Genomic DNA, 26421 nt, shown 5'->3' with positions numbered 1-26421 from the left:
CCTTGTTGACTGAGAAGAGAAAGCTCTGTGGGCCCGACCGGGCCTATGCCGGTACGAGGCGCATGGTCGCAGGGGCCCAGAAGTCGCCGGCGGCGGCTTCGGCGTCGACGGCGCGCAGCCTCGCCTCGTCGATCGCGTGCAGCGAGTCCACGAGGTGTCGCACGCCCGCCTCCCTCATCAGCTGGCGCTGATGGCTGTGCTCGAAGGCACTGGGGTGGCCGATGAACGCAGCGCCGAGCTCCTTGGCGCTCTCGGCCACGCGAGCCACGTCGTCGATGAACACCACCTGGTCGTAGGCGAGTCCGAAGGTCTCGGTCGTGATCTCGCGGATGCCGGGGCGGAAGTCGTTGGTGCACACGTATCCCGGGCCGTCGAAGAGGTGGGCCCACTCCCCCAGGAATCGGTCGAAGTGCTCCTTGCCGAGCCCTCCGTAGCAGATCGTGTTCAGCCCGAGGCCTCGCAGGCGGCGCACGAGGTCGACGGCACCGTCGATCAGCCGTACCGGGTCCTCGCGCAGATAGGCGTCACGCTCGACGAAGTAGGCGTCCAGTGCCTCCTGCGCCGTCATCGGCACGCTCACCACGCCGGACATGTAGGCGCTTGCCACCTGCTGGGGCTGGGAGAAGATGTGCCGTTCCACCTCGGCGGTGCAGACACCGCCCCGGCTCACTATGAAGTTGTGGATGACCGGGCTGAAGGTGTCGTTCAGCAACACGCCGTCGATGTTGAGCGCGGCGAGGCGCAGCTGTCGAAGTCCTGAGGACACGAGGGATCTCCTGAGTCGGTCGGGGCGCGGACGGTGCGAGAGGTCGTGCGAGAGAGAGGCCGGGCGTCACCGCGGTCAGCGGAGACGGTTCACGTCCAGGTCGATGGACTCTACGATCCGTCCCGCCGCGATGCTGGGGAGAAGGAGCTTCCACATGGCCACGGTCCGTTCCGGCAGGTCCTGGCGCGCGCTCACGGCGTTCGAGTACATCTGCATCCCGGTGCACGTGCTGACGAGGAACTCGGAGAGCTGCTTGACGTCGACGGACTCCCGGAGCTCACCGTCGTACTGAGCCTCCCGCAGCGTCACTTCGAGGATCTGGGACCAGTCCGTGTACGGCGTCGCGTCGCGCACACCGGTGCCGTCCTGCTCGTTGGTGAGACGGACACCCGCGCGCAGGAGAACGTCGCTCTGGATCTGCCAGGCCCATACGAACGTCGTGTCCACGATGCGCTGCAAACCGTGCGAACCCAGCCGGGGGATGACCGTCTCGGGTTGCGCGTTCATCACCGCGCGCGCCAGGTCTTCCTTCGACTTGAAGTGGAAGTACATCGCACCCTGGGAGACCCCGGCCCGCTTCATGATCTTGCTGATGCTGGCACCGCTGAATCCGTACTCGTCGAAGACCTCCGCGGCCCCCATGACAATGGCTTCCCGCGTCTTCAACGCACGGTCCTGCTGCGGCCTGGCCATCGATCCCGGCCTCCCTCTCGACAAAAAAAAAGAACGACCATATTTTATAGCCCGTCCCCACCGACCGGTAGGGGGTACTGGGGGGGACCCCCACACGCACGCCCTGGGGAGAGGCATGCTGCCAACAACTACGGAACTTCAGGCGAGACCGGCACTGACCACGACGGTAGCCAGGGAGTACGTCCACCGGGCGGCCCTGTCGGAAGTGTTCCTCACCGGCTGGAACATGGCAGGCCGCGACACCTTCAAGGTCACCGCTCAGTGGCCCCGCAGCCACAGCTTCTACGTCCCGGAGCACGGGATGCACGACCCTCTGCTGCTCTGCGAAACGATCCGGCAGGCCAGCACCCTGCTGGCACACGTCGGCTACAACGTCCCGTTCGGGCACAGCCTCTCGTGGTCGCGCCTGCAGTTCGCCGTCAACCCGCAGGCTCTGCGGATCGAGGGCACACCGGCGGACGTCGAACTGCACGTGACCTGTTCGGACATCCGGTACCACCGCGCGATACCCGTCACGATGTCCATGCACATGGAAGCCGTCCGCCGCGGTTCTCTGCTGGCCATGGCCAGTGTGCGCTTCGGCAGCCACTCCCCCGCCGTCTACCAGCGACTGCGCGCGGGCCGGGGCGAGGCCGGCGAGATCTTCGCGCGCGCGCCGCAGCCGCCGGAGCCCGTCTCACGGAGCACCGTCGGCCGCCTGCGCAAGCAGGACATCGTGCTCGCTCCGACCCCGGACCGCCGGCGCTGGCAACTCCGCGTGGACACAAGTCATCCGGTTCTCTTCGACCACGCTCTCGACCACGTTCCCGGTATGTTGCTCCTGGAGTCGGTACGACAGGCGGGACACGCCACGCAGCCGTCGAGCGCCGGTGCAGTGCTGCCTGTCTCGATGGACGTCTCGTTCAACCGCTACGTCGAGTTCGACGAACCGTGCTGGATCGAGGCCGAGCCGGTGGACACCGCGTCGTCGGACGGCAGCCGCCGAACGATTCGCGTCAACGCGGTTCAGGGGGGTGCCTTCGCGCTCAGCGCGAGCGCGGAGCTGGCGGACGTGGCCTCGCTCTGAGAAGAGCCCTTCACCCGGAGCATCGGGTGAAGGAAGGAGAGGGGGAAGCCATGTGAGGGTATAGGGCGACCGGTGCCTGCCAAGGGACCGGCGTCGACCGGAACCCAGTGAGCCACCACTGAGGTCCACGGTCGTTCTCATACCGCCCGTCGAGTTGCCAACTCGACGGGCGAAGGCCCGTTCTGGGTGCCACCCCAGAGACGCGCGATGTCAGGTTCCGCCAGAACCGTGAAGCCGCCGCACAGCGGCTCCTTCATGCCTCCTGCCAGGAGACCACCTCATGATGAACCAAAGTTCTGTAATTCTCCAGCCCCTTGCACACCTTTCCGAGACGGAAAGTTACATTAATGGCCATTCTTCATCCCCAAAATCCAGCCATTCCCGGGCTGTAACCGACCGTTCCACGCCCGCCTCCCTCCCTCGCGGGCGGGTGAAGGTACCGATGCGACTCGTCGAGTCCCCGTACTACGCCGACGCGGCCCTGAGCGTCTACATGAAGGTCAAAGCACTCGGGCTGCGCCCGGAGGGCTGTACCGCGGGCGTGGCCACCCTCGCGTCGTACCTCGGCGTCTCCCCCTCGACCGTGCAGCGCGGCCTCGCGCAACTGCGAGCCGTCGCTCCCGACGGCGTGGTCGAGCTTCCCGACAGCCGGCGCCGATCCCTCCCGGGCGGTTGCGGAACCACCGCACGCCGCCGGGTCCGTCCACTGCACCCCACCGAACGGTTCATCTGGCTGCCCGTCGCGGCGAGCGAACACCTGCGGCCCCGGTTGCTGCGCGCGTACGCCGTCATCGCCTACGCCGTCGTGCGCGGCATCCCCCTGACCGAGGGGGTCCTCGCCGACTTCCTGCGCCATCACTCCGGCCGACGCGCCGGCCAGGCCCTCACCGCCGAAGCGGCGGGCCGCATCGTCGACGAACTGGCGGCGTCCGGCTGGATCAGCGTCCGTCGGCGAGCCGGGTCCAGGGGGCGCCACCTCTTCCTCGTCCATGACCAACAGGCCCCCAGACCTTCTGTCCTTGATGACCGGTCAGGTCCCCAACCTGATGCGCGTTCGCTCGTGAACAAGGAAGACCTAAGGATTGACCGACCCGAGAACGACGCGATACCTGTGTCACCCGCCGTAGGCGAAGTACCGGTGGACAAGGCTGTGGACAACCGCCTCGCAGCAGCGCGCCCCACCGAGGCACCGGGTGATCACGCGCTGCGCGCGGGCGGCACGGCTCCGGCCCCCTCCCCCACGACTCACAGCGACGGCAAGAGCCCTTACCGGGGGCCCCAGCTGACGTTCAGCGCGCGACTGCACGCCGTCCTGGCACCGGTCCACTTCCTGCTTCCCGAGATCAACACCTACCTGCAGCGGCGCATCGGCCGGGAGATCGCCCGCCAGCTCGACCACGGAACCGAGGTCCCCCGTCTGCAGGCCCGGCTCACCAACCGCCTGGCCCGGACCCTCGTCTCAGACATCCGGGACCCCGGCCGTTGGCTGCTGGGCGTCGCGCTCCCCCGCTGGGGCTGCGCCGACCCGGACTGCGAGGCGGGCGTGCTCTGGTCGAGGGGCGTCGAGTGCCGGGCCTGCCGCGAGGTGATCGCCGAGCGTGCGGCCCATCGCCGGGGCACCCCGCCGCCCACCGCACCGCCCTCCCCCACCAGGCCGGCCGCCGGGACCCGGCTACGCGTGGTGGAGTGCTGCCCGGAGTGCGAACGGCCCCACCACCACGGCAACTCGGGGCTGTGCGCGGAATGCCGGGCCCGCCCCGCGCTCACTCCGGTCCCCGGGCCCCCGGCGGAGATCGGCACCGGCTGCCGGGGCCGCGGGGGAACCTGCGGACGCCCGGCCCCGCGCGGTCTGTGCTGGCGCTGCCGAGCCGAGGAGAGAGCCCGCCTGCCCAAGGATGCGGACGCGCGCGTTCCGGCGGGCACACCATGAACCCCGCACCGCCCAAAACGGGCATGCGTATCGCGGAACTCAGCCGCACCTGTGGCGTGTCCACGCCCGCCATCAAGTACTACATCCGCGAGGGACTGCTTCCCGCAGGCCGCCTCACCAGCAGCAACCAGGCCCGCTACACCGAGGACCACGTCCACCGGCTGCGTCTGATCCGGGCTCCGCTCGAGCTCGGCGGCCTGTCCGTGGCGAAGGTCCGGGCCATCGTGGCCGTGCCGGCCGGTGAATCCGACCTGTCATGCCATGGCAGGGGGGCCGCCAGGCTGGACGCACTGGAGGCGCTGGCGACCCCGCCCCGCAGGACGGACCACTCACGATCCTCACGGCGGATCCCCACACCCTGGCCCCGGTCCACGCACTCGCCGAGCGCCGTAGCCGGCACGCGCCCGCCGACGGCCCCGAGTCCGCACGGTGGTCGAGATCCTGGACACCCTGGGCGAACTGGACCAGCACCACTTCGCCGATCGGATCGACGCGTACCCGACGCAGCGGAGCAGGCGGCGGCGACCGGCGCGGAGCTGCTGCACTCCTCCACCAGCGGGACGGGCCCGGCGGAGCGCCTGGTCGTCCCGGCCGTCCTGGGCGACCGACCGCTGCCGGCGCTGCGCCGGCCGGCCCGTACGACAGCTACGACGGGACGATGCACCGCACCGGCCACCGAGAGAAAAAAGAGGAGGGAGCCGTCCACCGGGTACAGCCCCTCCCCCCGCGCTTCGGGCCGGCGCGCCTACGAGCGGCTCACCAGCTCCCGCTCCCGCACGTGCTCCGCAACCTGAGCGGACTGCTCCGCGGAGTCTGAGACAGGGTCGGAAGCCGGGAAGAGGGCGCGGTCCTCGTCGGCGGCGGCTGCGGGCTCGGGCAGGTAGCCGTCCTTGACTGCCTTCTTCTCCTTCCACAGGTAGAAGAGGGCGGCGGCGAGGATGGCGGTGCCGATGAGGTTGGCGACGAAGTGCCACCACACGCGGTACGTGACGAGGGCCGGGCCCGGGTCGATGGCGCCGAACCAGGTGGACAGGCCGATGGCGCGGCTGGCACCGAGCGCGACCGACAGGGTCAGCACGATGTGCTCGATGCCGTGGATCCCCTGCATCCAGACGCCCATCTTGGCCCACTTGCGGGACTTGAGGGCACCGGTGGCGCGGCGGGTGATCTGAACGATGCCGACGAGTCCGGCGAGGAAGATGAAGTTGCCGGTGAGGTGCAGGATCTCCATGCCAAGGGCGGGCTTGGTCGGGTCGATCTGCCCCATGCCCCGCACGATGCTGTTCGCCCACGGAGTCATCCAGGCGGGAGAGTACGGGTTCGCTACCCAGTAGCCTGCCTGGACGACGTGCTCCTGGAAGTGCCCGATCTGCCCGACGACGCCGAGACCGATGACGGCGACCGAGGTCTTGAACAGCCAGGGCCGCACCGGCCCTCGGTTGGCGTACGCGACAACGACAACGGCAGCCCACATGACAACGGCCCATCCGACGAACAGGACGGCACCCCAGCTGTCCAAGGAGGAAACCACACCTCCCATTTCGTGGCCTCCGTGGCCTCCGTGGCCTCCGTGCGGGTGGTCCATGGGCACCATGAATGGGCTCCTTGTCCGGATCTCAGGCAGGCGTGTCGTACATGACGGTTCCGTCACGCTACGGATCCCGGTTCCGGGCGAGCCACTTTCGGAGTGCTGACTTTCCTGGGTCTGGCAGGGAGAAGCCTTTCGGGGTAACGACGTGATGACCCCGGACATATCCCTTCGCCGTGAACACCACCACAGCCGCGCCCCACTGGACCAATCACCTGGAGGTGCAGCGAGTACCGATCCGGCCCTGCCGCACAGTCGGTGATTCCCATACGGTCGAGGGCGAACGGCTCGTCCGAGTCGTTCGGCAGCCACAGGGACACCACGCAGAAGGGGCCGGCACAGGGTGGGCGGGGACTGGATAGAGAATGCTGTCTGTCAGGCGGCCGACGCTGAGCACCTTTTTGTGCAAGGGACGGTGAGCCGCCTCCCACTCCATCTCCGCGTCAGTACTGGTCAGTGGCCTGGAGCGGGTACAGCGCCTCCTCACGAGTGACAGCTTTGCGCACCCGCTCCGTCCGGGCAGGCCCGGTGGGCTTTCGTGCCCCGAATGCGCGCTCAGCTGACCGCAGCGCCGAACCACTGGGGAAGCCGGTCGAGCAGATCCTGCTGATCGTCACCAACCCACGCCACGTGGCCGTCCGGCCGCAGCAGCACCGCGGGCGCGTCCAGTTCCTCGCTGATGTCGGCGACGTGGTCGACTCGATCTGCCCAGCCTGCCACCGAGAGGCGGCCGGTCTGGTCGAGCAGCAGCCCGCGGCCGCCGTGCATCAGCTCGTAGAGGCGACCCCGCTTCAGCCCCACGTCCCGCAGCCGTCGGCCGAGCAGTTCATGCCCCTCGCCGAAGTCGTAGCGGACCCCGATCGCCGTGATCTTCTCCATCAGATACCGGTTCACCTCCTCGAAGTCCATCAGTTCCGACACCAGCCGGCGCACTGCTTGGGGACCCGGCTCGACGGACATCAGCTCCATCTGCGCGCGGGTGTTGTCCAGCACATCGGCGGCCACCGGGTGCCGTTCGGTGTGGTAGCTGTCCAGCAGTCCCTCCGGTGCCCAGCCGTTGACTTCGGCGGCCAGCTTCCAGCCGAGGTTGAACGCGTCCTGGATGCCGAGGTTGAGCCCCTGCCCGCCGGTCGGCGGGTGGATGTGCGCCGCGTCGCCGGCCAGCAGCACCCGGCCGGTCCGGTAGCGCTCGGCCAGCCGGGTGGCGTCGCCGAAGCGGGAGAGCCATCGCGGTGAGTGCACGCCGAAGTCGGTGCCGGCGAGCTTCCGTACCTGCCGCTTCAGCTCGTCCAGGGTCGGCGGGACCGTGCGGTCCTCGGCCACCCCTTCGGCGGGCGCGACGAGGCGGTACATCCCGTCCCCGAGGGGCATGGCGCCGAACCGCTTGTGGGTCTTGCGGACTTCAGCCATCACGGCGTTCAGCGTGTCCGGCGGCGCGGTCACCTCCACCTCGCCCAGCAGCGTCTCGATCCTGGAGGGCTCGCCGGGGAAGCCGACGCCGAGCAGCTTGCGCACCGTGCTGCGGCCGCCGTCGCAACCGACGAGGTAGCGCGAGCGCAGCCGCGTGCCGTCGGCAAGTTCGGCGGTCACCCCGTGTTCGTCCTGGCTCAGCCCGACGAGTTCGCAGCCGCGCCGGATCTCGACGCCGAGTTCGGTGGCGTGCTCGGCAAGCAGGCGATCGGTGGTGGTCTGCGGGATGCCGAGGGTGTACGGATGTGCGGTGTCCATCTGGTCCGGCGCTGGCTTGTCAATGGCGGCGAAGAAACCACCGACCGGGTGCTGCCTGCCGAGCGCGAGGAACCGCTCCAGCAGACCGCGCTGGTCCATCACCTCAACGCTGCGCGCGTGCAGGCCGAGCGAGCGGACGATCCTGGTCGGTTCCGCGTCCTTCTCCAGCACGAGCGTGTGCACGCCGTGCAGCCGCAACTCGCTGGCCAGCATCAAGCCGGTCGGTCCGCCGCCAGCAACGATCACATCAATCATGAACCCCCCATTTCAACAAGGTTGCATTTCGGCCAGCTGCTCTACGTAGTCCGGCGACGCGCACACCCGGACCTCCGCACCGCGTGCCCGCAACCACACCGCGAGTCCCACCGGCGGTTTCACGTCCCGCAGAACCCGCAGTCGATAAAGGCGCACGTACTTCGCGAGTCCCTGATTTCCCAAGTTCTGGCCTCGGTCGACGATTCTGCGCCACGACCCGGGCCTTGCCGCAAGGCCCCCCGTGCGCTATAAGTTGAGAGTGGCAAGGAGTGGGTAACCTCCTTGCCTTTGCTCTTTTCCGTCCGTTGTGAACGGACACGACCCTCCCGCACCGGGACCCGCGACGCGCGGTCGACAGCCGCGGTGTGGTCGCCGAAAGCGGCGATCCTCGCCCAGACCCCACCACACGTGAGGGTCGGCGTCCCGGCTGACTGGGTGGATCAGCGCCGGGCGTCGCCGGGTGCGAGCAGGCTGGTGACTTCGGCGATCGCCTCGGCCGAGGGCTTGAAGTAGCGGCGGAGGTTCTCGGGCTTCTTGTGGCGGGACTTGGCCATGAGCATCAGCCGCGAGACGCTGCGCAACTGGGTGCGGGCCGAACGGGCCCGCCGCGGCGGGGGCAGCACGACGAGCACGGAGAAGAGCACGGTGGATTCCCCGCCGACGGCCGAGGAGCTCCAGGCCGAGAACGAGGCCTTGCGCCGGGAGCTGGCGGCAGCCCGCAAGGAGATGCACAAGCTCGCCACCGAACGGGACATTCTCCGCAAGGCGACGAAGTTTTTCGCACAGGAGATGACCTGGTGACCAACCGCTTCCAGTTCATCGAGGACCACCACCGCGCCTGGGGCGTGAAGCGGTTGTGTGCCGTGCTGGAGGTCGCCCGTTCCAGCTTCTGCAAATGGCGGGCCGGCCGCGAAGCCGCACTGCCCGTGAGCGGGCGGACGCCGCGCTCGCCGGGCGGATCAGGGCCGTCCACGCCGAGTGGGACGGCACCTACGGCCGCCCCCGGATCACCGCCGAGCTGCGCGACGCGGGCGAGCGCGTGAACCACAAGCGCGTCGGACGGGTCATGCGCAAGTACGGCATCGCCGGGCTGCGACTGCGCAGGCGCCAGGTCACCACCGTGCCCGAACCGTCCGCCACACCGGTTCCCGACCGGCTGGGGCGCGACTTCACCGCGAGCGCCCCGAACACCAAGTACGTCGGCGACATCACCTACCTGCCGGTGGGCGACGGCGAGTTCCTGCATCTGGCGACGGTGATCGACTGCTTCTCGCGGCGGCTGGTGGGCTGGTCGATCGCCGGCCACATGCGCACCTCGCTGGTCACCGACGCGCTCCAGGCTGCCGCCCGGATCCGCGGCAGCCTGGCCGGCGCCGTCTTCCACAGTGATCACGGAGTACAGCTCTCGTCAATTCGCCCTCCTGTGCGCCGAGTTGGAGGTGGTGCAGTCCATGGGCGCGGTCGGCACCAGCGCGGACAACGCTCTCGCCGAGTCGTTCAACGCGACCCTCGAACGCGAAACGCTCCGTGGCACCCGCCGCTTCGACGGCGCACGCGCCTGCCGCCTGGCCGTCTTCCGCTGGACCACCCGCTACAACGCCCGCCGCAGGCACTCACGCCTCGGACAACAGGCACCGATCGCTTACGAACAACAGTCAGCTACTCTCACACTTGCCGCATAACGACACGAACAGGTGTCCACCCCTCGGGGACAAGGCCCATCCACGCGCGGATCGGCGATCACGTCGCCGCCGAGCAGCATCACGCGCATGCAAGGAAGCGGTACGGCTCGACAACGCACCAGCGTATTGCCGCGCTGTCGGCTGCGGCAGAAGGCCACGCCCAGCTGCAACAGGGGCAGATCGAAGCGGCGTGCGCGACGTGGGACAGAGCGCTGGACACGATGACCGGCATCCGCTCCTCCCGGACGCGTAAGGCCGTGCAGTCGATGCGTTCAGACCTTGGGCGATTCCGGACACGTGGGGCGCGCCCGGCCCTGGAACTCGATGAGCGAGCTCGTACCTGGCTGCGCGAGGCCGTCTGATGAATGCGTCAGCCTAGGTGTGGACACCGGTCAACGCCGCAGTCACGTCTATCGAACGCGTTCCCTGCTCTCTCCCGTTGCCCAGTGCAGTCCGGTGTCCTTGTCGCCACTCCAGATGTATTGATGCTCAGAAGTGCGCGTCATGCCGAAGTCGTAGAGGCTCGGTGCGCCGGCGTCCTGCCACTTCTGCCACGCCTGGTCGACCTCTTCTGCCAGACGCCGGGGGCCGCCCTGGTACGCCACAGCGGGGCCCGTCTCCGGTGAGACGAGGGTGGCCCACGAAGAGTGACCGTCGTGCAGCCACGCGGCCACGCCGTCGGCGGCCTCCGTCGTGATCCGAACCTCGGGCAGGACGACGCGCAGCGCGAACCGCACATTCCAGTCCGCGTGCAGTGGCAGCAGGTCCCTGGCGATGGGCCCTTCGGTCTCGGGCGGGGCGTCGCCGCGGACCTGGCCCAAGGTCTTGCCGGGGTCGGTGTCGCGGCTGGGCATGAACATAGCGAGGCCCTGCATCCAGCCGCTGGCCGACTGGCCGTCGGCGGCCACGGTGAGCGCTACGTGCCCGAGTCTGCCCCAAGGGGTGACGATGCGGCCGCCGGGCCGCATCTGCTCTACCCACGGCCACGGCACCTCGTCGACTGCGTACGTCGCCACAAGGCGGTCGTACGGCTGACGTTCCGGGAATCCGCAGGCACCGTCGCCCACTTCCACGGCGACCTCAGCACCCACGCCCTTCAGATGCTCGCGCGCCGCGGCCGCAAGCTGGGCGTCGACCTCCACACTGGTCACCTGTCCCGGGCCCGCCCGTTCGCTCAGCAGCGCGGCGTTCCAGCCCAGTCCTGTGCCCAGCTCCAGCACGCGGTGGCCCGGTTCGACCATCAGCGAGTCGAGCATGTCCACCACGACCGACTGACACGACAGGCTGGAGGACGCCAGCCCGTCCGTGATCTGCGTGATGGTGGAGTCGTCGGGTCCCGGGTAGACGAGTTCGGCCCAGCGCCCCGGGTCGTGAGCGCGGTCTATGGGGATGTACGCCGACCCGTTCCACGCCCATACCCGGCCCGGGGCGAAGCGGTGCCGAGGCAGCTTCTCGACGGCTTGGCGGACCCATGGGGAATCTGCCGGCCAGGTCCCTTGGTCGTCCATGACGCGCGCGAGCCGGTGGCGGAGTTCAGTGAACTCGTCCACGGGTCACTACTTCCGGCGGGTGCCGCTGGGCGGCGGCGGGTCGGGGGCTTTCCCGTCCGAGTTTCCCGGCGGAGGCTTGCCCCGGCTCGGATCCGGATCCGGCTTGCGGTGATCGCCCACAACGACTGCCTCTCTCTCAGCAGGACTTGCCAGCCCCCAGGGTGATACCCCGCCCGCGGCGCTGGTAGGCGAACCACAGGCAAAGGCTGAAACGCGTCACCACTGAGCGGATCAACGAGCCGTGCCGCGCTCCGGCACGGTGCGATAGCGGCACGGACTGCCGACCGCACGCCTGCCCGCATTGCTGCCGTTCGCCCGATAGCGTCCCAAATCACCACCTGACCAGGGAGAACCACATGCTGCGGCGCTGTCACGTTGGCTGACCGGGTGGGATGATCTTCGGGTTGGTCATGGTGGAGGGGGTTGTCCGTGGGTAGTACGCCGCTGTCGTACAAGGGTCACCGGTACCCGGTCGAGGTGATCTCCCATTGCGTGTGGCTGTACTTCCGCTTCCCGCTGTCGTTCCGCGAGGTGGAGGAGCTGGTGTTCGAGCGCGGTGTGCTCGTCTCCCATGAGACCGTCCGCCGGTGGTGTGCCAAGTTCGGGCAGGCCTATGCCGGCGCGCTGCGCCGCCGACAGCCCCGGCCCGGGGACAAGTGGCATCTGGACGAGGTCTTCATCAAGATCAACGGTGAGCAGAAGTACCTATGGCGGGCCGTCGACCAGGACGGCACCGTGCTGGACATCCTGGTCCAGAACCGGCGGGACACCGCTGCGGCCAGGCGGTTCTTCCGCAAACTGCTCAAGAAGACGGGTGCGGTGCCGAGGGTGGTGGTCACCGACAAGCTCCGCTCCTACGGCGCGGCCCACCGCGAGGTCATGCCCTCCGTCGAGCACCGCTCGCACAAGGGCCTGAACAACCGGGCCGAGAACAGCCATCAGCCCACCGGCAGCGTGAACGCGCGATGAAAGGTTTCCGCGGCGTGGGCGGGGCCCAGCGGTTCCTGTCCGCGTTCAGCGGCATCTCACCCCACTTCCGACCCCGCCGCCATCTGATGACTGCCACCCATTACCGCACCGAGATGACCACCCGCTTCGCCATCTGGAACCAGATCACCGGCACCACCGCCCCACCTGCCACGGCCTGACCAAAACGGCCACCCGGCCTCACCACACCCCACATACCGTCACGCACTCACGCACTCAACAACGTGACAGTGCCGTTCTCCGGTTTCTTGTGCCGGGACTCCGTCACCAGCATGAGCGGGCTCGTCCCGGCCTCACCGAGCCGGGTGAGACCGGTGTGCCGCCACCCGCACAGGTCCCAGCCCGTTCCCGGCGCACCGCCGACAGCCCTGTGCCCGTCCAGCAGGGCGCGGGCCTGCCCCTACGACAGCCGGGCAAGCCCGGTGCCCGGGCAGTCGTCGCGCGGGCTGGCGACCTTGCCGGGGCCGGGTCGTCAGTGGGTGACGAACACCGACCCGCACGTACGGCCCGTGAGAAGGCGAGGCGGCATCCGGGCAGTACCCGCGTCCCAGTAGACCGTCTCCAGGACGAAGTCCTCGCGGACGGCACCGCGGCGACGCGCACCAAAACGAGCACCCTTGGCCTTCACCAGAGCCCGGCGCCCGGCGCCCGGCGAGGTCCAGCTCCTCGATGCCAACGCCCAGGATCTCCTCGGCGCAGGCAACGGGCTCGTAGAACATCCGCCACATCGGCTTCTCCCCCAGGTGCACCTTGCGGCCCTGTACGCCCGGCTGCCGCCGGAACTTCCGTCACGTCCACTCTCCTTGCCGCCGACGATCTCGGTCTCGCGCTCGGCCGTGCGCTCGCTCCACCGACTGCCGACGGCAGCAAACGGGTCCGCTCCGACAAGCCCCGTTCGTTCGACTCAGCCTTGCGTACCTCCGCCCGAGCCTTCACCCGCTTGTGCCCCAGACGCTGCACCGCCCTGCCCACAGCGCCACTCACCCAACCGATCGTGACCGGATCCGCTGTGCCCCCAACGTTGGCCGCGCGGTTGTGCTGCCCTGTCCCCAAAGCAGGAGGCCCCTCGGAACGTGACATCGGCCGGATCACCCGGCCGGAGCGGGGACGGTCCTTGTCGTGTTTCGGCTGCTGCCGATCCGTACCCGAGGCCTCTTCGTGGCGCTGAGCACGCGCCCCCTGGAGATCGGGGGAGTGCAGATCAGTTCTGCGGCGGCAAGGAGCGCGCGCTGCCTCTCACATGAGGAAGCCGCTCTACCTATCACGGCGTGATAACCCTGGCGCCTGCGTTGCCACGCGAGCAACTATCGGCCACGGGGGCTGGTCGCACATCGCCGGTAACACTGGCCGGGATGTTGCTGCCTGCGTCACCGCCGAGGTGCGATGCCTGCGGGCTTATCACGCCGTGATAAGCCCAACGCGCCCTAAAGTCAGCTAGCTAACGTGTCGATGCGGCAATCGATCTTAAACGTTAGTAGAGTGACGCGTTATGACATCACCTGACACCAGGGGCGACCGGGAGAAGGTCGTCTCCAAGCTTCCCTCCTGGCTCCGCCAGCAGTTGAAGATCCGGGCAGCGCAACTCGGCATCGACATCCAAGACGCCGTAGACAGCGGGATCACCACCTGGCGTGGTCTCGGCTCCAACCTCTCCCCCATCGACACCTCGGGCGCCGAGTCCTTCGCCACCTTCCTGCCAGGCACGCAGTGGACCGGTTTCCGCGCCGACTGCAAGGATCGAGGCGTCTCCCTCATCCAGGGCCTCGCCCAGTCCGTACAGGTATGGCTGGACAACAATCCCGGTCCGGCCGTGAAGCGACCCGCGATCGTCCGACGCATCGTGGTCTGCAATCAGAAAGGCGGCGTCGGCAAGACCGCCATCACCGCCGGTACTGGTGAAGCCCTCGCCGAAAGCCCTGACGCTCTGGTGCCGGTCCGCGTGTCCAAGCACTTCGCCGCCCTCCTCGAGGACGACGGCAACGAGAACAACGACCCACTGACCCTCGAAGACTTGCCTGGCCTCGGCCAGCGCGTCCTACTGGTCGACTTCGACCCCCAAGGCCACCTCACCAAGCAACTCGGCCAAGAACCACTGCCCATGACCGGTGACTCCCTCACCAACCACATGGCAGGCGACGCCAAGGGCGAGCTGCGCGACGTCATCGTCACCATCGACGAAGAACGCTTCGGGGGAGACCTGCACCTCCTGCCCGCATGCACCGACGCGTTCCTGCTCGATGTACGCCTGGCCTCGGTCCGCGCCCGCGAAGCCGCCCTGGAACGCGCCCTCGCACCCATCGAAGCCGACTACGACGTCATCCTCATCGACTGCCCACCCAGCCTCGGCCTGAGCATGGACGCCGCCACCTACTACGGACGGCGCCGCCCCGAGGAAGTCCCCGGCAACTCCGGTGTCCTGATCGTCGTCCAGGCAGAAGACAGCAGCGCCGACGCCTACGACCTGCTCACCTCACAGATCGAAGACATGCGCACCGACCTGGCGCTCGACCTCGACTACCTCGGCATCGTCGTCAACCACTACGACGCCCGCCGCGGCTACATCGCCACCTCCTCCCTCCAGTCCTGGATGGAAATAAAGGATCCCCGCGTAGTCGGCGTCATCGGCGATCTCAAGGAACAGAAGGAAGCCGTCCGAGTGAAGCGCCCCCTCCTCGCCTACGCCCCCCGCTGCGAACAATCCGTCGCCCTCCGCGCCCTCGCCCGGGAGATCAGCAAGTGAGCAAGGCCAAAAACCTCGGAGCCGGTGCGTCCTTCGGCCAAGCCCGCCCCGTCAGCGCCCGCCGAGCAGCGATCGGCGCGGTAACCGCAGCCCCTACAGTCGGCGTCCCCGACCCCACCGAACTGCCCCTCAACCAGATCAGCCAGAACCCGGACAACCCCCGAGACGAACTCCGCGACCTCGAGGGCCTCGCCGACAGCATCCGCGAGATCGGTCTGGTCAACGCGATCACGGTCGCCTCCGCCGACGCCTACCTCCAAGAACGCCCGGACCGCGCCGCCGACATTGAAGCCGGCGCACGCTACATCGTCGTCGACGGACACCGCCGACTCGAGGCCGCCCGCCTGGCCGGCGCCCAGTCCATCCGCGTCAGCATCGACAACGCACGCGTCTCCACGGACGAATCCCTGCTGGAAGCCGCGTTCGTAGCCAACGTGCACCGCGACGACATGAGCCCGCTCGAGCAGGCACAAGCCCTGCGAACCTTGGTGGATTTCTACGGCTCGCAGAACAAGGCCGCCAAGAGGCTCGGTATGGCTCAGTCGACGATCTCCTCGAAACTCTCGATCCTCGACCTCGACCCCGCCCTCCAAGCCGACCTCATCACGGGCCGCCGCAAAATCGAAGACGTCCGCAACCTCTCCAACCTGACGCCTGAGCAGCAGCGCGAGAAGGCCGACGCTCGAGCCCAGGCCAGGCAGAACAAGCCCGCAGCCGCGCGCGGCCTATCACGCCGTGATAACCCCCAGCCCGCTCAGACATCAGAGAAGGAATCTTCTCCACAACCGCCCGAGACTCCCAGCGACCTATCACGCCGTGATAAGCCCGAGCCCAAGAGCGCTCCCAGCGAATCACTCGCACCAGCAACACCAGGCCCGGCAAGCACAACCGTCGTCGCGATGACCACAGCACCCGTACCAGAACCACGGCCTGCTTCCCAGCCGACCGGTGCGCCAGAAGAGGCCCCGCCAACATTGCCGAGTGATGGCGTGGCCCTGATGGAATACGTGCGGGACCACCTCAACACCGAGGAACGCAGCGCCATGCTGCAGCGGTACTTCCAGGTGGCCAGCGGCGTGGAGGAAGTAGCGGAAGACCTCCGTCGGGGACTTCTGCCTGAACACCGTCGCGACCTCGCCACGATCCTGCATCGGATCGCCGATCTCCTGGCCGCATAGCAGGACGCAGGCAGCCTGCCCCGTCGTGGACTACCGCAAGACCATGACGCACCTCGGATCGTTGAGCTGGTTACCCGGCCGTTTCCACTGGAAACACCATGACGTGACCAGCATGTGCACGGTTCACCAGGCGAAGGGCCGGCTCCTCTTGGAGGAGCCGGCCCTTCGCCGTCACTGCTCGAGGTACGGGCACAGCACTACAAGGAGGCGGATCTCCAAGGGCGAGGGCCAATATTCCGTACAAGACCTGGCCGCTCAGTGCTCCAGCCTCATCGAATCGGCCCTTGGTGTGAGGAGCGCGGCCGGGGTCTGCGCATCGGCCGGTTCCAGGGTGACGGTGATGAGGGCGGCGCCGAGTTGGTGGACGCGGTGCTGTGTGATTGCCGTGAGCGGTCAGCGCCTGGCGCAGCGCGGTGCTCGTCCCGCTGGCGTCCCGGCCATGGGCAGTCTCGCCCGGGCCGGTTTCGGCGCGGGCCTGTTCGGCCCGCTCCAGAACGGCGGCCACGGCGATGGGCACGACGGTGAGGATCTCCGCCCATTCCGGATCGAGCCGCGCGAGGGCACCGGCCAACACATCCAAGGCGGCGGCCGCGTCCTCCACCGCGCTCGCACTCCACCGCGTCGGGTCGGCGTCGTCGGCCAGGGTGCGTGCACACCGCGACGACGGCCTGTTCGGCCGGCGCCTCCACACCGTCCGGCCGGCCGTCGGAAGCCAGCTTCATGTCCCGTCCCAGAATCACGATCGTGCGAGGTCGTACACGCTGATCACATGATGACGTCCATGATCGGAGGCCATGCCCCGGGCGCTCGCCCGGCACCGGTCACGGGCCGGTGAGGATGGAGTGGGTGCCGATGCGGCGCCATGTGAAGTGTCGGTCGCCTCCTCTGAACCAGGTCGGTGAAGTAGCTGTCTGGGGTCTTGTCGTTTCGGGTGGCGATGCCGCGGCTTTGAGCTTGTTGGTCAGCAGTTCGACGGTGTTTCCCTCCTTGCAGAAGTCGGCGTCGCGGCCGACAGATCGATTGGGAGCGCGACGGATTCCTTCCCCTGACCCGACCCTGACCGGTTTTCGCCCTGCACCCCGATCACCCCTGAGTGGTCCCCGACCCGACCCGGAAAAACCCCTGACAGGGGCACCACATGGGCGACAGTGCACCTAACGTGACGACGGTGCCCCGGCCGGGCCCGCACGTCTGGCACAACCGCTCTCTTCACGAGGAGGATCCATGCCGTTAAGGAACAGATCCGCACTGCGGAGCATCGCCGCGCGGGGCACGGCCATGGTGGTGGGAGCCGCCATGGCCGTCATCACCGGCCTCGCCGCCGCTCCCGCGGTCCACGCGTCGCCGTCTGCCACTGGGGCCCTGCGATGGGCACCGTGTGACGACCCGGCGAAGCTGGGAGCCGAGTGCGCCACTCTTTCGGTACCGGTCGACTGGGCCCACCCGGACGGGCCGAGACTCGACCTGGCCGTGGCCCGCCGCAAGGCCACCGACCCCGGCACACGCGTCGGCTCGATGGTGTTCGGCCCCGGCGGGCCGGGCGACTCGGGTGTGGAGACGGTGGTGCGCCGTATCAGCCGGTTCAGCCCCGAGGTCCGCCGCAGCTTCGACATCGTCAGCTTCGACCCGCGCGGCGTGGGCGGCAGCAACCCGGTGACCTGCTCCGGCGAACTGCTTGCCAAGCGGCCGTCACCGGAGCTGAAGAGCCAGGCGGACTTCGACGCCACCATGGCGTACAACAGGCGGCTCCGTGCCGACTGCCGGGCCCATACCGGCCCAGTGTTCGACCACCTTGACACCGCCCAGACGGTCCGGGACCTGGACGCCCTCCGGGCCGCCCTCGGCGAGCGGAAACTGACCTTCCACGGCAGCTCGTACGGCACGCTGCTCGGGGCACAGTACGCCGAGACCTACCCGCGCCGCGTGCGCGCGATGGTGCTGGAGAGCGTCATGGACCACAGCGTCCCGACCACCCGTGACTTCCTGCAGTCCGAGGCGGCCACCGCAGAGGATTCATTCCAGGAGTTCGTGAAGTGGTGCGACGGTGCCGCGGACTGCGCGCTGCACGCCCGCGACGTCCGCGCCGTCTGGCAGGGCCTGTTGGTCCGGGCCGGGCGCGGCGAGCTGGAGGACCCGGCGAAGCCGGGCACCTCGCTGTCTTCTTCGGACCTGGTCAACAAGATCGCGTTCCGGAAGTTCTACCAGGCCGACTACGCGGGTCTGGCCACGGCGATCGCGGGGATGGACGCGAGCAAGCCGCTGCCCGCGTCGCCCACCTCGATAGCGTCGCTGCCTTCGGCCACCCCGGTCTTCTGCTCGGACTGGCACCTGCCGGTGCGCGACTACCAGGAGTACGCCTCGCTCGTCGCCATGATGAACACGACCGCGCCTGACCTGCCTTACCTGCTGCCGATACACATGGCAGCGGCGTGTCTGGGCGCGCCGACCGCCAACCCGCAGCACCGCCTGGACCCACACGGTGCCCCGCCGATCCTGGTTTCCAACGCGCTGCACGACCCCGCCACCGGCTACCCGTGGGCGGTCTCGGTGGCCCGGCAGCTCGGCCGCAGCGGCGTGCTCCTCACCTACGAGGGTCACGGCCACGGCAGCGTCACCAGCGGCCCGTGTATGGAGGACGCCGTGGACAGTTACCTCATCGACCTCGCAGTTCCACCCCGGGGCACCAGCTGCCCCGCCGTGCCGTCCTGACAGCTTGCCGATCCGGATCCGCCTGGGGGCGGATCCGGTAGGAAGACGATCGTGACGCGCAGGCAACTCACCGACGGCCAGGAAGCCCTGGCACGCGTGCGTGAGTTGGTGCGGGGCGTGGGGTGCGAGCCCAGAGCTGGCGGTGGTCTCGAACGAGCGGAACTGTGGGTGAGTTGGCCCTGCAGCGGCTACTTGGTGGCTTCGCTGGGCAGCCGGTAGCCGATGACGCTGTGGTGGCTGAGTTCCTGGAGCTCCTCGATCCGGATCCCGGTGTGACGGAAGATCTCGATGGCCGCCCAGGCCCAGAACGCCCGCCGTTCCTCCGCGCCCAGGTCGCGCCGCTCACCTGCGGCGTCACGAACCCCGGTGGGGTGCCCGTCGGGACGGACGCTGCTCTTGGGGACGGTGAAGGTCTCGCCGAGGGCCGTGAAGGTGGATCCCAGCGGTGCCGCATTGAGCGCGTCGAGCCTGGCCGTAGCGTCTTTCAGCCTGCGGATGGCGACCCGGACGAGCGTCGGCAGGACGGGAAGACGTTCCCGGGTGCGTCGGTCGGACTTGGACTTCTGGCGCCTCTCCAGCTTCTTGACGGAGCACTCGGCCTCGGTGACTGGGGGAGGAGAGGCCCACTGTCCCCACCGTTCGGGCTCGCTCAGAGCCCACTCGCCGATGTCGAGGTAGAACGCGTGCACCGTCATCCTGATCGCGGGTGCGCTGGTCCACGGTTCGGTCACCGTGATCACCGTTCCGTCGGCTTGTCTGCGGCGGGCGGTCTTCGTCGCGAGACGGGTCTTCCAGACCGTGGCGGTCCCGGGTGACAGCCGGATGGAGCCGATGCCGGGGTGGTGCTGCTCGAGGTCGGCCCAGAAGTTGCCGGCGAAGATCGCTGCCAGGCTCCTGAGAGTGGCGTAGTCCAGGGTGGGCTGGCGTTCGATGAGGTAGTCGAAGAGCAGGCTGCGGACGGGCTGACACTTCAGGTCGTAGCGGTCCACGAGCTTTGCCGGAGTGATCTGTCCGACGCGGCGCGTGGTGAACAGCAGGGTCGTGGGGGCGTCGTGGGGGAGCCGGCCGCGTTCGCGGAGCCAGAGATAGGCGAGGCGCACTCCGCGAGTGGTGCGGTTGTAGGCGACGGGCGCGTAGCACCGCTCCAGAAGGTCCCCGACGACGATGTCCTGGAGCTTCCCGCCCCGGGTCGCCGGCACCTGGACGAGGGCCGCGAGCGCTTCCGAAGCGTGCCGGGTGACGCGCACGTTCTGAGGTATCCAGGCTTCCAGGCTGGCGAATCCCTTTGGGTCGCGGGACTGCGCGAGGGCCGGCCGAAGGTGCCTGGAGTAGTTCACGGCGAGCCATGTCGTATCCGGGCGGACCACGTCCGCGCAGAGCAGGGCCAGCAGACCGGCCTGGAGATGACCCGTCTTCGTTGCCCTGTCGACCGTCGGTGTCCACTCCCGGACCTTCGCGTACCACTTCTCCGGCTCGGCGGCGCTCGCGTGGCCCGTGCGCGGCAGCGCCAGCCCGTGCAGCACGGTGGCGAACCAGTACGGCCGGCTGCTCCCCGCTCTCTGCCGCTCGCGGCAACGCCCTCGGCATCGAGCGGGACCAGAAGCTGCTCCTGGTGGTCGTCGGGGTCCGCGGGATCGGTGCTCGCCGCGGTCGCCGTCCAGGTGCGCGTCGAAGTCCTACGGCGGTCGGCGGTGTCCCACTTGGGGGCGTCGGCGCGCAGCCCCACTGCGGGGCCGGAGCCAGGGGAGCGGGTTCGCTGTCGATGGTCCCCGGCCGGCGCTAGTGGGGGGATCGCTGCGTCGGCCGACAGCAGTCTCTGCGGCAGCTCGGGGCAAGCTCCGGATGATCGGGGCTGCTGGGGACCCTCGAAGGCTTTGCCGGCCCAGAGCTCAGGGACCGGGGGAGGGGCTCTTCAGTCCCTGTCGTTTTGGTCCCTCTCGAAAAAAGCCAGGTCAGCGGCTTACGGGTCAGACCTGAGGGACTGAAGGGACCCATCCTGCGGATTGCAGCCAATTGCGCGCGTGCGTGTATGCGCACGCGTAAGACAGTGGTAGAAACGCTGGGCAGTTCATAACTGAGATTTTCAGTCCCTTCAGTCCCTGCTGCAGAACAAGCAACTGCTCTGACCTGGGGTTTCTTGTAGGGACTGACGGGAGGGACTCAAAGCGCTGCCTCCTGGGCCAGCACCATCAGTCCCTGAGCTTGCGGTTCTGAAGATGCTTCCCCTTCCTACGAGCCCCTCCGCCTGGAAGGCAGACCCGTACCCCATCGGGCGCCTCAAGCCGGACGCGCTGTCGGCCAGAAAACTCCGCCTGTAGGGACTCAAGGGACTGAAGAGTTGATACATCAGCAGGTGAAGCAGCGGCTTGCGCTAGCATCTGAACTTCATGCGGAAACTCAGTCCCTACAGTCCCTGCGGCATGTGCTGCAGGTGCCCTGACCAGGGTTTTTCGCACTTGGACCGAATGCCTAGCCCCAGCCCCCGACAAGGACTACCGCGTGCAGCGCCACGGCAAAATCAGCTCCACAGACCCGTCAGGGACTGTAAGGCTGCACGCCGTTGCCCGCTGGTGCGCCGAGAACGGCTGGCCCGTACACCCGCTGGCCCCTGGCAGGAAGACCCCGGCAGCTAATTGCCCGGAATGCACAGAGGGCCGTCACTCCGGACAAGACTGCCCCTGCTGGACTGCAGGCCGTTGGTGTCACGGCTTCCGCGCTGCTACCACTGATCCGGCACGCATCGATGCGTGGTGGCAAGAAGCCCCAGGGATGGGAGTAGGCGTCGCCTGCGGTCCAGCCCGCCTACTTGTTATCGATGTTGATGCCCACTGCGCTGAAGTACCCGACCGCAGCCGCCTCCTGCCAGGCATCCCCATCCACGAAAAAGTAAACCTCGCCGGCCTTGCCTCGGGCTTCGACACCCTCGCATTGCTGGCGGCCTTCCGGCGGCAGCCGAATCCGGCCGAGGACGAACAGACACTACGGGTACGGACCCCCTCCGGCGGTCTGCACATCTGGTACAAGATTCCTCACGGCCAGGTCCGCTACCGCTCGTCCACTGGCTCAAGTTCGAAGGTCGCGCTTGCCTGGCAGGTGGATATCCGGGCCGAGAACGGCTACATCGTCGCACCCCTGAACCGCACGCCCGCCGGTACGTACCACCGGGTGGGTCCGGCGAAGCTCCCGGGGCCTCTCCCTGACTGGCTCGCGCAGGAGCTGCAGCGCACCGGTCATGCCCTGACGCCGCCCACGCAGGCACCCGTCCGTCCTGCCCCGCGCACGTACGTACCCCGTAGTCCCGCCAAAGCCCACAAGCTGCTCGGCCCCTTGCTTGCGGAAGTCGCCGCATGTGCCGCGACCCCGCACGGAGCCAGCTTCACGGAGAAACTCAACCGGGCCGCCTACACGGCCGGAGGCCTCACCGCCGCGGGCCACCTGCCAGAAAAGCAGGCCCGTGAACTCCTGGAAGAAGCGGCACACTCCGCCCGCCCCCATCAACCTCAGCGCAACCGCACGATCATCGAATCCGCCCTCGCGGCAGGCGCGACCCGCCCACTCCATCCCCAAGGACGCCCATGAGCAGCGCCGAGAGCCCGAGCTTCGACGCCACTGCCGCCGCTCAGCAGATGCTTGACTTCGCAGCCCAGGAACAAGCCTCGCAAAGCAACGCCGCGGCTCCCACGAACCTGCCGGTCCGGCATGCCGCAGCCACCTCCCCCCTTGCCCATGCAACGTCACCGCACCCGGCCGAGACCGGCCTGCTCCCGGGCATACTGACGGACCGCGGCAACGCCAAGCTGTTCGCCCAGCTCTACAGCGACCAGTTCCGTCACGTCGAAGGACTCGGCTGGTACTCCTGGGACCAGTACCGCTGGAAGCGCACCGGCGGAGAGAAAGCAGCCCTGTGGGCCGCAGGTGACATGGCAGAGCAGATGCCGGCCACCGACCCCCGCGGCTTCTTCACCGACCGCGAGCTCTACCTGCACCGCCGCCGCACCATGTCCACCCCGGGCATGAAGGCCCTCCTCACCCAGGCCAAAGCCTCCCCGGCCCTCACCCTCGACCCCGACGTCCTCGACGGCGACCCGTACGCCCTGTGCACCCCCGCGGGCGTCGTCGATCTGCACACCGGCGAGCTGCGCAAGCCCGACCCCAGCCGCGACATGCACTCCCGTGCCACCAGCGTCGCCCCCGAGAACATGCCGACCCCGCGCTGGCAGCGCTTCCTGCACGACACCTTCGGCGACGACGCCAAAGGACAGGAAACCATCCGCTTCCTGCACCTGCTGCTCGGCTACTCCATCACCGGCGACGTCGGCGCCCAGGTCCTGCCCTTCCTCTTCGGAGCCGGCGCGAACGGCAAATCCGTACTGCTCGACGTGATGATCCAGGTCCTGGGCGACTACGCGGACGCCGCCCCGCCCGGCTTCCTGATGGAAAAAGGCAAGTTCGCCGAGCACTCCACCGAACTCACCGAACTGCACGGCCGCCGCATCATGGTCTGCAGCGAGCTCAAGCCCAACGACAAGTTCGACGAATCACGAGTCAAACTCCTGACCGGCGGCGACCGCATCAAAGCCCGCCGCATGCGCCAGGACTACTTCTCCTTCGCCCCCACCCACAAGCTCTGGCTGCTGGGCAACCACCGCCCCGAGGTCGGCACCGGCGGCCACGCCTTCTGGCGCCGTATCCGCCTCATCCCCTTCGAACGCGTCGTCCCCAACCACCGCAAGATCGACAACCTGGCATTCGAACTCGTCCGCGACGAGGGCCCCGGCATCCTCCACTGGCTCATCGAGGGCGCCCAGACCTACCTGCGCACCCGCGACCCGCTGACCGGACCGGCATCGGTGAGGATCGCCACCGAGGCGTACGAAACGACCGAAGACCACATCGGCCGTTTCATCAAGGAGTGCTGCACCCACAGGCCCGAGAACACCTCGGAGTTCCGAGTCGAGCAAGGCCTGCTCTACGCCACGTACTGCGCCTGGTGCAACGCCGGCGAAGGCATCCGCCCCGCCACCTCCCGCTCCTTCGCCAGCCGCATTCGCCAAGAACTCGGCCTGGCCTCACCCGCCGACATGATGAAGTCCAGCGGCAAGAAGTACTACCCCGGACTCGGACTGCTTACCGACGCCGACGACGCCCCGCCCGCAAGCGAGGCGACTGCTCCATGAAGACCGCAGTCACACTGGGACGCACGGCACGACAGCCGTACGATGAACACCACGCTCCTACCCATACCTCTGCCCAGAACCGGGCAGAAAGTCTCTCATCGGCACCCCGGCACAACCCGCCGACCGGCTCCCCAAGCCAGGAGCACAAGGACGCGCACAGCAATCACGGCCCCCGCAGGGCCGGACGTCACGAGGAGGAGCTGCGGCCATGAGCTCGCTACTGAACGAGAGCGATCTCGCCCACGAGGACGCGGTGGTGTGGCTGGAAAGCCCCGACAACCTCGACTACGTACGCCAGGCCCTCGACAAAACCCCCCGTCGCCGCGGCAAGCCACGCTACGCCCGCGACGGGCGCCTTGTCGGCTACACCGAACTCGACGAGACAGCGGAAGCCGATCCCGACAGCGGACTTCAAAAGCGCCGGGTGTTCTTCTTGCTCCCGCACGACCGCGACACCGACCCTGACGGCTCCTACCGTGTCGGCGCCCCCGGCGAGGCGGTGGACCCCCGGACCATCGCGCCGAAGAAGGTCGGAGACAAGACCCCCCGGTCCCAGCGAGGCACGGCTGCAGCCATAGCGCTGCCCTAACGACGCCGCATCAGGACAATGATTGCCCGCTTTATCCAGCTCTAGAGGTTTTGCAGTGAACCGCCGCAGATAGGGCAGACGCCGCTCCAGAAACGCAGCAAGCCCTGAAGGACACCGAGGACCTCGCCCAGCCCCAGGCCGGCCCGATGACAGTGGAATTATTTTTGGCGGAGAACCTTCTCCCCGGCGATACCCGCGCCATGTCCTGGGCTCAACCGCAGGAGTACTTGTGACCTTGAGCGACCACCAGGAACCCTCCCCGTCCCGTGATCGCTTTCTGGGCGCGTTCCGGGAGCTGGAGCACGGCAGCCGGGACTGTCAATCGTTCGGCCCTGTCTCACATTCGGTGGTAACGGAATGTGATGGAAAGAATGCCTGGTCGAGTCGCGTGAACGCCCACTCCATACTTCTTGGCCCTACCTGCAGCGGACTCAGAGCCGGGATATCAAGCTGCGGCTGACCTGCACCAAACGCTATATGTAACGAGAGTAGCTGTCCGTTACCACCGAATGTGAGACAGAGCCGAACGATTGACAGACCCTCTTCGTACAGTCCCTTTGGCGCAGACTTTGCACCCACTCTCCTTGTTGATGCGCCGTTGCTCCATTCGTGTCTGATCGTTTGCAGAGCATCTGCGGTGTGTGGTTTGTCCCACCGTGGCCTCGAAGAGCTCTGAGGGCGGTCGGTGTCCGCCTGATACGAGCGGAGCGCGTCTTGAACGGAGTGCGTAGTGGTTGCCAGAAGATGTTGGAGAAGGGCATTGCGGCGCAGTGTGCTGCGTGGCGTCGTCGTCTTCTACGCGTCGTTGGTGGTGCGGGGCAAGTTGTGGGACGGGCGGAGTGTTCCTCGGTCAGCGGGTCGGTATGGCCCCGCAGACGGTGAATGTCTGTCCCTGGTGGTGCTGGGAGATTCTTCCGCTCTGGCGGTGGGGGTGCTGAAGCACGATGAAACGAACGGGGCGCGCCTGGCCAGAGATGTGGTCGCGAGCCTGGGCTGTGCGGTGGAATTGGAGGTACTGGCCCGCTCAGGTGTGACGACAGCGGGTATGGCCCGGCAGGTCAACGCTGTGGCCATGCGCACGGATCGTGGCGTTGCACTCATTTTGATCGGCGGCAATGACGTGATGCTGCCCTCTCCTGTGGGCCGCTCGGCCAGGCGTCTGGGCAGGTATGTCCGGCAATTACGCGCTGCCGGATGGGAAGTCGTCATCGGTTCGTGTGCTGACATCGGTGCCGCTCCCTCGCTGCGCAGGGGGGTGCGTGATGTGGCGAGTCGGCGCTCGCAGACACTGGCGCGTCGTCAAGCAGCACGGTCGTTGGCGGCAGGGGCGATGGTGGTGTCCTTGACAACGGACGTCTTCCGCCGGCAACCGGATCTCTTGTATTGCCCTGATGGATTCCATCCGAACGCCGACGGCTATCTGTACTACGAGACGAGGGCCGCGGTTGCGGTGAAAGCGGCATCCGCCCGTGTGCTGGGCAGGCTGGAAACTCCGGCGGAGCGGGCAGATGTGGTGTTTCCGCAGACGCGGCAGGCTGCGCGTCGCGTGACGAGCGAGCCGGGGGCCAGTTTCATCCCTGTCCCGGCGGCCGGCGGGATGGTGGCCATGCACCGCTACGTGCCCGGTCAGCGGCTGGCGGTGAGTAGGAATTCGGCCATGGTGTCGACGGCGTCATGATCGGGCAAAAGATGTGGGCAGCGTGCGCCGTAACCGGCGTGGCGGTCTTCCTGTGCGGGCTGGATCATCTCGTTCTGCTGACTGCGATGCCCGCCATCCGCGTCA

The 26421-nt window shown here is 68.0% G+C and carries 16 protein-coding genes and 5 pseudogenes; 13 read left to right on the top strand and 8 right to left on the bottom strand.

Annotated elements, in window-relative coordinates; translation table 11 throughout:
• Positions 1 to 43 precede the first annotated feature (43 nt).
• Both BN1555_RS36800 and BN1555_RS36795 read right to left on the bottom strand, forming a co-directional pair.
• On the bottom strand, positions 44 to 766 hold the full coding sequence (locus BN1555_RS36800) for an HAD family hydrolase (protein WP_093804264.1): 723 nt from the start codon (positions 764 to 766) through the stop codon (positions 44 to 46).
• Positions 767 to 841: 75 nt separating this feature from the next.
• Positions 842 to 1459: a ScbR family autoregulator-binding transcription factor gene (locus tag BN1555_RS36795; RefSeq protein WP_176710378.1), complete on the bottom strand. Its 618-nt coding sequence runs from the start codon at positions 1457 to 1459 to the stop codon at positions 842 to 844.
• A 115-nt stretch (positions 1460 to 1574) separates the two neighbouring features.
• Between BN1555_RS36795 and BN1555_RS36790 the strand changes: the two genes are divergently transcribed.
• The 3 genes from BN1555_RS36790 (at position 1575) to BN1555_RS36780 (ending at position 5249) form a co-directional block, all read left to right on the top strand.
• Complete coding sequence (locus tag BN1555_RS36790) at positions 1575 to 2525, top strand: ScbA/BarX family gamma-butyrolactone biosynthesis protein (protein WP_093804263.1); 951 nt, start codon at positions 1575 to 1577, stop codon at positions 2523 to 2525.
• A gap of 442 nt (positions 2526 to 2967) precedes the next feature.
• Complete coding sequence (locus tag BN1555_RS36785; protein WP_176710377.1) at positions 2968 to 4455, top strand: hypothetical protein; 1488 nt, start codon at positions 2968 to 2970, stop codon at positions 4453 to 4455.
• Positions 4452 to 5249: a MerR family transcriptional regulator gene (locus tag BN1555_RS36780; RefSeq protein WP_369689053.1), complete on the top strand. Its 798-nt coding sequence runs from the start codon at positions 4452 to 4454 to the stop codon at positions 5247 to 5249. The genes BN1555_RS36785 and BN1555_RS36780 overlap by 4 nt, the downstream gene beginning before the upstream one ends.
• Here BN1555_RS36780 and BN1555_RS36775 read toward each other — a convergent pair.
• From BN1555_RS36775 to BN1555_RS36765, 3 genes and pseudogenes are all read right to left on the bottom strand, one after another.
• Complete coding sequence (locus BN1555_RS36775) at positions 5201 to 6040, bottom strand: DUF6008 family protein (RefSeq protein ID WP_255306577.1); 840 nt, start codon at positions 6038 to 6040, stop codon at positions 5201 to 5203. The genes BN1555_RS36780 and BN1555_RS36775 overlap by 49 nt on opposite strands.
• A gap of 558 nt (positions 6041 to 6598) precedes the next feature.
• Positions 6599 to 8026 carry a rifampin monooxygenase gene (rox, locus tag BN1555_RS36770; protein ID WP_093804261.1) on the bottom strand — a complete coding sequence of 476 codons (1428 nt, stop codon included), beginning with the start codon at positions 8024 to 8026 and terminating at the stop codon, positions 6599 to 6601.
• A gap of 440 nt (positions 8027 to 8466) precedes the next feature.
• A pseudogene (locus BN1555_RS36765) lies at positions 8467 to 8607 on the bottom strand (site-specific integrase); the annotation flags it as partial.
• On the opposite strand from BN1555_RS36765, the pseudogene BN1555_RS41235 reads away from it, so the two are divergent.
• A pseudogene (locus BN1555_RS41235) lies at positions 8585 to 9708 on the top strand (IS3 family transposase); the annotation flags it as partial. The pseudogenes BN1555_RS36765 and BN1555_RS41235 sit on opposite strands and share 23 nt — an antisense overlap.
• A 410-nt stretch (positions 9709 to 10118) precedes the next feature.
• On the opposite strand, the gene BN1555_RS36750 reads toward BN1555_RS41235, so the two are convergent.
• Positions 10119 to 11258, bottom strand: a complete 1140-nt coding sequence (locus BN1555_RS36750) for a methyltransferase domain-containing protein (RefSeq protein ID WP_369689052.1) — start codon at positions 11256 to 11258, stop codon at positions 10119 to 10121.
• A gap of 429 nt (positions 11259 to 11687) precedes the next feature.
• Here BN1555_RS36750 and BN1555_RS36745 point away from each other — a divergent pair.
• Positions 11688 to 12283, top strand: a pseudogene (locus tag BN1555_RS36745) (IS6 family transposase); the annotation flags it as partial.
• A 197-nt stretch (positions 12284 to 12480) separates the two neighbouring features.
• Here the strand turns inward: BN1555_RS36745 and BN1555_RS41230 are convergent.
• A pseudogene (locus BN1555_RS41230) lies at positions 12481 to 13000 on the bottom strand (site-specific integrase); the annotation flags it as partial.
• 734 nt (positions 13001 to 13734) lie between these two features.
• Between BN1555_RS41230 and BN1555_RS36735 the strand changes: the two are divergent.
• The 4 genes and pseudogenes from BN1555_RS36735 to BN1555_RS41225 form a co-directional block, all read left to right on the top strand.
• Positions 13735 to 14985, top strand: a complete 1251-nt coding sequence (locus tag BN1555_RS36735) for a ParA family protein (RefSeq protein WP_093804259.1) — start codon at positions 13735 to 13737, stop codon at positions 14983 to 14985.
• Positions 14982 to 16163 (top strand): ParB/RepB/Spo0J family partition protein, encoded by a 1182-nt coding sequence (locus BN1555_RS36730; RefSeq protein WP_093804258.1) that lies wholly within the window; start codon positions 14982 to 14984, stop codon positions 16161 to 16163. The genes BN1555_RS36735 and BN1555_RS36730 overlap by 4 nt, the downstream gene beginning before the upstream one ends.
• 1224 nt (positions 16164 to 17387) lie before the next feature.
• The gene (locus BN1555_RS36720; protein ID WP_093804256.1) at positions 17388 to 18872 is read left to right on the top strand and encodes an alpha/beta hydrolase; all 1485 of its coding nucleotides are present in this window, start codon (positions 17388 to 17390) and stop codon (positions 18870 to 18872) included.
• A 72-nt stretch (positions 18873 to 18944) separates the two neighbouring features.
• Positions 18945 to 19037, top strand: a pseudogene (locus tag BN1555_RS41225) (NADP oxidoreductase); the annotation flags it as partial.
• A gap of 23 nt (positions 19038 to 19060) precedes the next feature.
• Here BN1555_RS41225 and BN1555_RS36715 read toward each other — a convergent pair.
• Positions 19061 to 20395 carry a hypothetical protein gene (locus BN1555_RS36715; RefSeq protein ID WP_093804255.1) on the bottom strand — a complete coding sequence of 445 codons (1335 nt, stop codon included), beginning with the start codon at positions 20393 to 20395 and terminating at the stop codon, positions 19061 to 19063.
• Between the two features lie 976 nt (positions 20396 to 21371).
• Here BN1555_RS36715 and BN1555_RS36710 point away from each other — a divergent pair.
• The 4 genes from BN1555_RS36710 to BN1555_RS36695 all read left to right on the top strand — a co-directional run bounded on the left by BN1555_RS36710 (position 21372) and on the right by BN1555_RS36695 (position 26316).
• Positions 21372 to 22451: a bifunctional DNA primase/polymerase gene (locus tag BN1555_RS36710; RefSeq protein WP_093804254.1), complete on the top strand. Its 1080-nt coding sequence runs from the start codon at positions 21372 to 21374 to the stop codon at positions 22449 to 22451.
• On the top strand, positions 22448 to 24049 hold the full coding sequence (locus BN1555_RS36705; RefSeq protein ID WP_093804253.1) for a DNA primase family protein: 1602 nt from the start codon (positions 22448 to 22450) through the stop codon (positions 24047 to 24049). The genes BN1555_RS36710 and BN1555_RS36705 overlap by 4 nt, the downstream gene beginning before the upstream one ends.
• 208 nt (positions 24050 to 24257) lie before the next feature.
• Positions 24258 to 24638, top strand: a complete 381-nt coding sequence (locus BN1555_RS36700; RefSeq protein WP_093804252.1) for a DUF6009 family protein — start codon at positions 24258 to 24260, stop codon at positions 24636 to 24638.
• Between the two features lie 730 nt (positions 24639 to 25368).
• Positions 25369 to 26316 carry an SGNH/GDSL hydrolase family protein gene (locus tag BN1555_RS36695; protein WP_093804251.1) on the top strand — a complete coding sequence of 316 codons (948 nt, stop codon included), beginning with the start codon at positions 25369 to 25371 and terminating at the stop codon, positions 26314 to 26316.
• Positions 26317 to 26421 lie beyond the last annotated feature (105 nt).

The organism is Streptomyces sp. Wb2n-11, from assembly GCF_001049855.1.
Classification (GTDB): domain Bacteria; phylum Actinomycetota; class Actinomycetes; order Streptomycetales; family Streptomycetaceae; genus Streptomyces; species Streptomyces altiplanensis.
Note: the sequence above shows the minus strand (reverse complement) of the source record. Positions and strands in the feature narration are given on the sequence as shown.

Excerpts from the sequence above, each read along its gene's own strand:
- BN1555_RS36775 (WP_255306577.1), bottom strand. The coding sequence starts at position 6,040 with ATGGACCACCCGCACGGAGGCCACGGAGGCCACGGAGGCCACGAAATG.
- BN1555_RS36785 (WP_176710377.1), top strand. The coding sequence starts at position 2,968 with ATGCGACTCGTCGAGTCCCCGTACTACGCCGACGCGGCCCTGAGCGTC.
- BN1555_RS36795 (WP_176710378.1), bottom strand. The coding sequence starts at position 1,459 with ATGGCCAGGCCGCAGCAGGACCGTGCGTTGAAGACGCGGGAAGCCATT.
- BN1555_RS36735 (WP_093804259.1), top strand. The coding sequence starts at position 13,735 with ATGACATCACCTGACACCAGGGGCGACCGGGAGAAGGTCGTCTCCAAG.
- BN1555_RS36790 (WP_093804263.1), top strand. The coding sequence starts at position 1,575 with ATGCTGCCAACAACTACGGAACTTCAGGCGAGACCGGCACTGACCACG.
- BN1555_RS36720 (WP_093804256.1), top strand. The coding sequence starts at position 17,388 with ATGCCGTTAAGGAACAGATCCGCACTGCGGAGCATCGCCGCGCGGGGC.
- rox (WP_093804261.1), bottom strand. The coding sequence starts at position 8,026 with ATGATTGATGTGATCGTTGCTGGCGGCGGACCGACCGGCTTGATGCTG.
- BN1555_RS36780 (WP_369689053.1), top strand. The coding sequence starts at position 4,452 with ATGAACCCCGCACCGCCCAAAACGGGCATGCGTATCGCGGAACTCAGC.
- BN1555_RS36705 (WP_093804253.1), top strand. The coding sequence starts at position 22,448 with ATGAGCAGCGCCGAGAGCCCGAGCTTCGACGCCACTGCCGCCGCTCAG.
- BN1555_RS36700 (WP_093804252.1), top strand. The coding sequence starts at position 24,258 with ATGAGCTCGCTACTGAACGAGAGCGATCTCGCCCACGAGGACGCGGTG.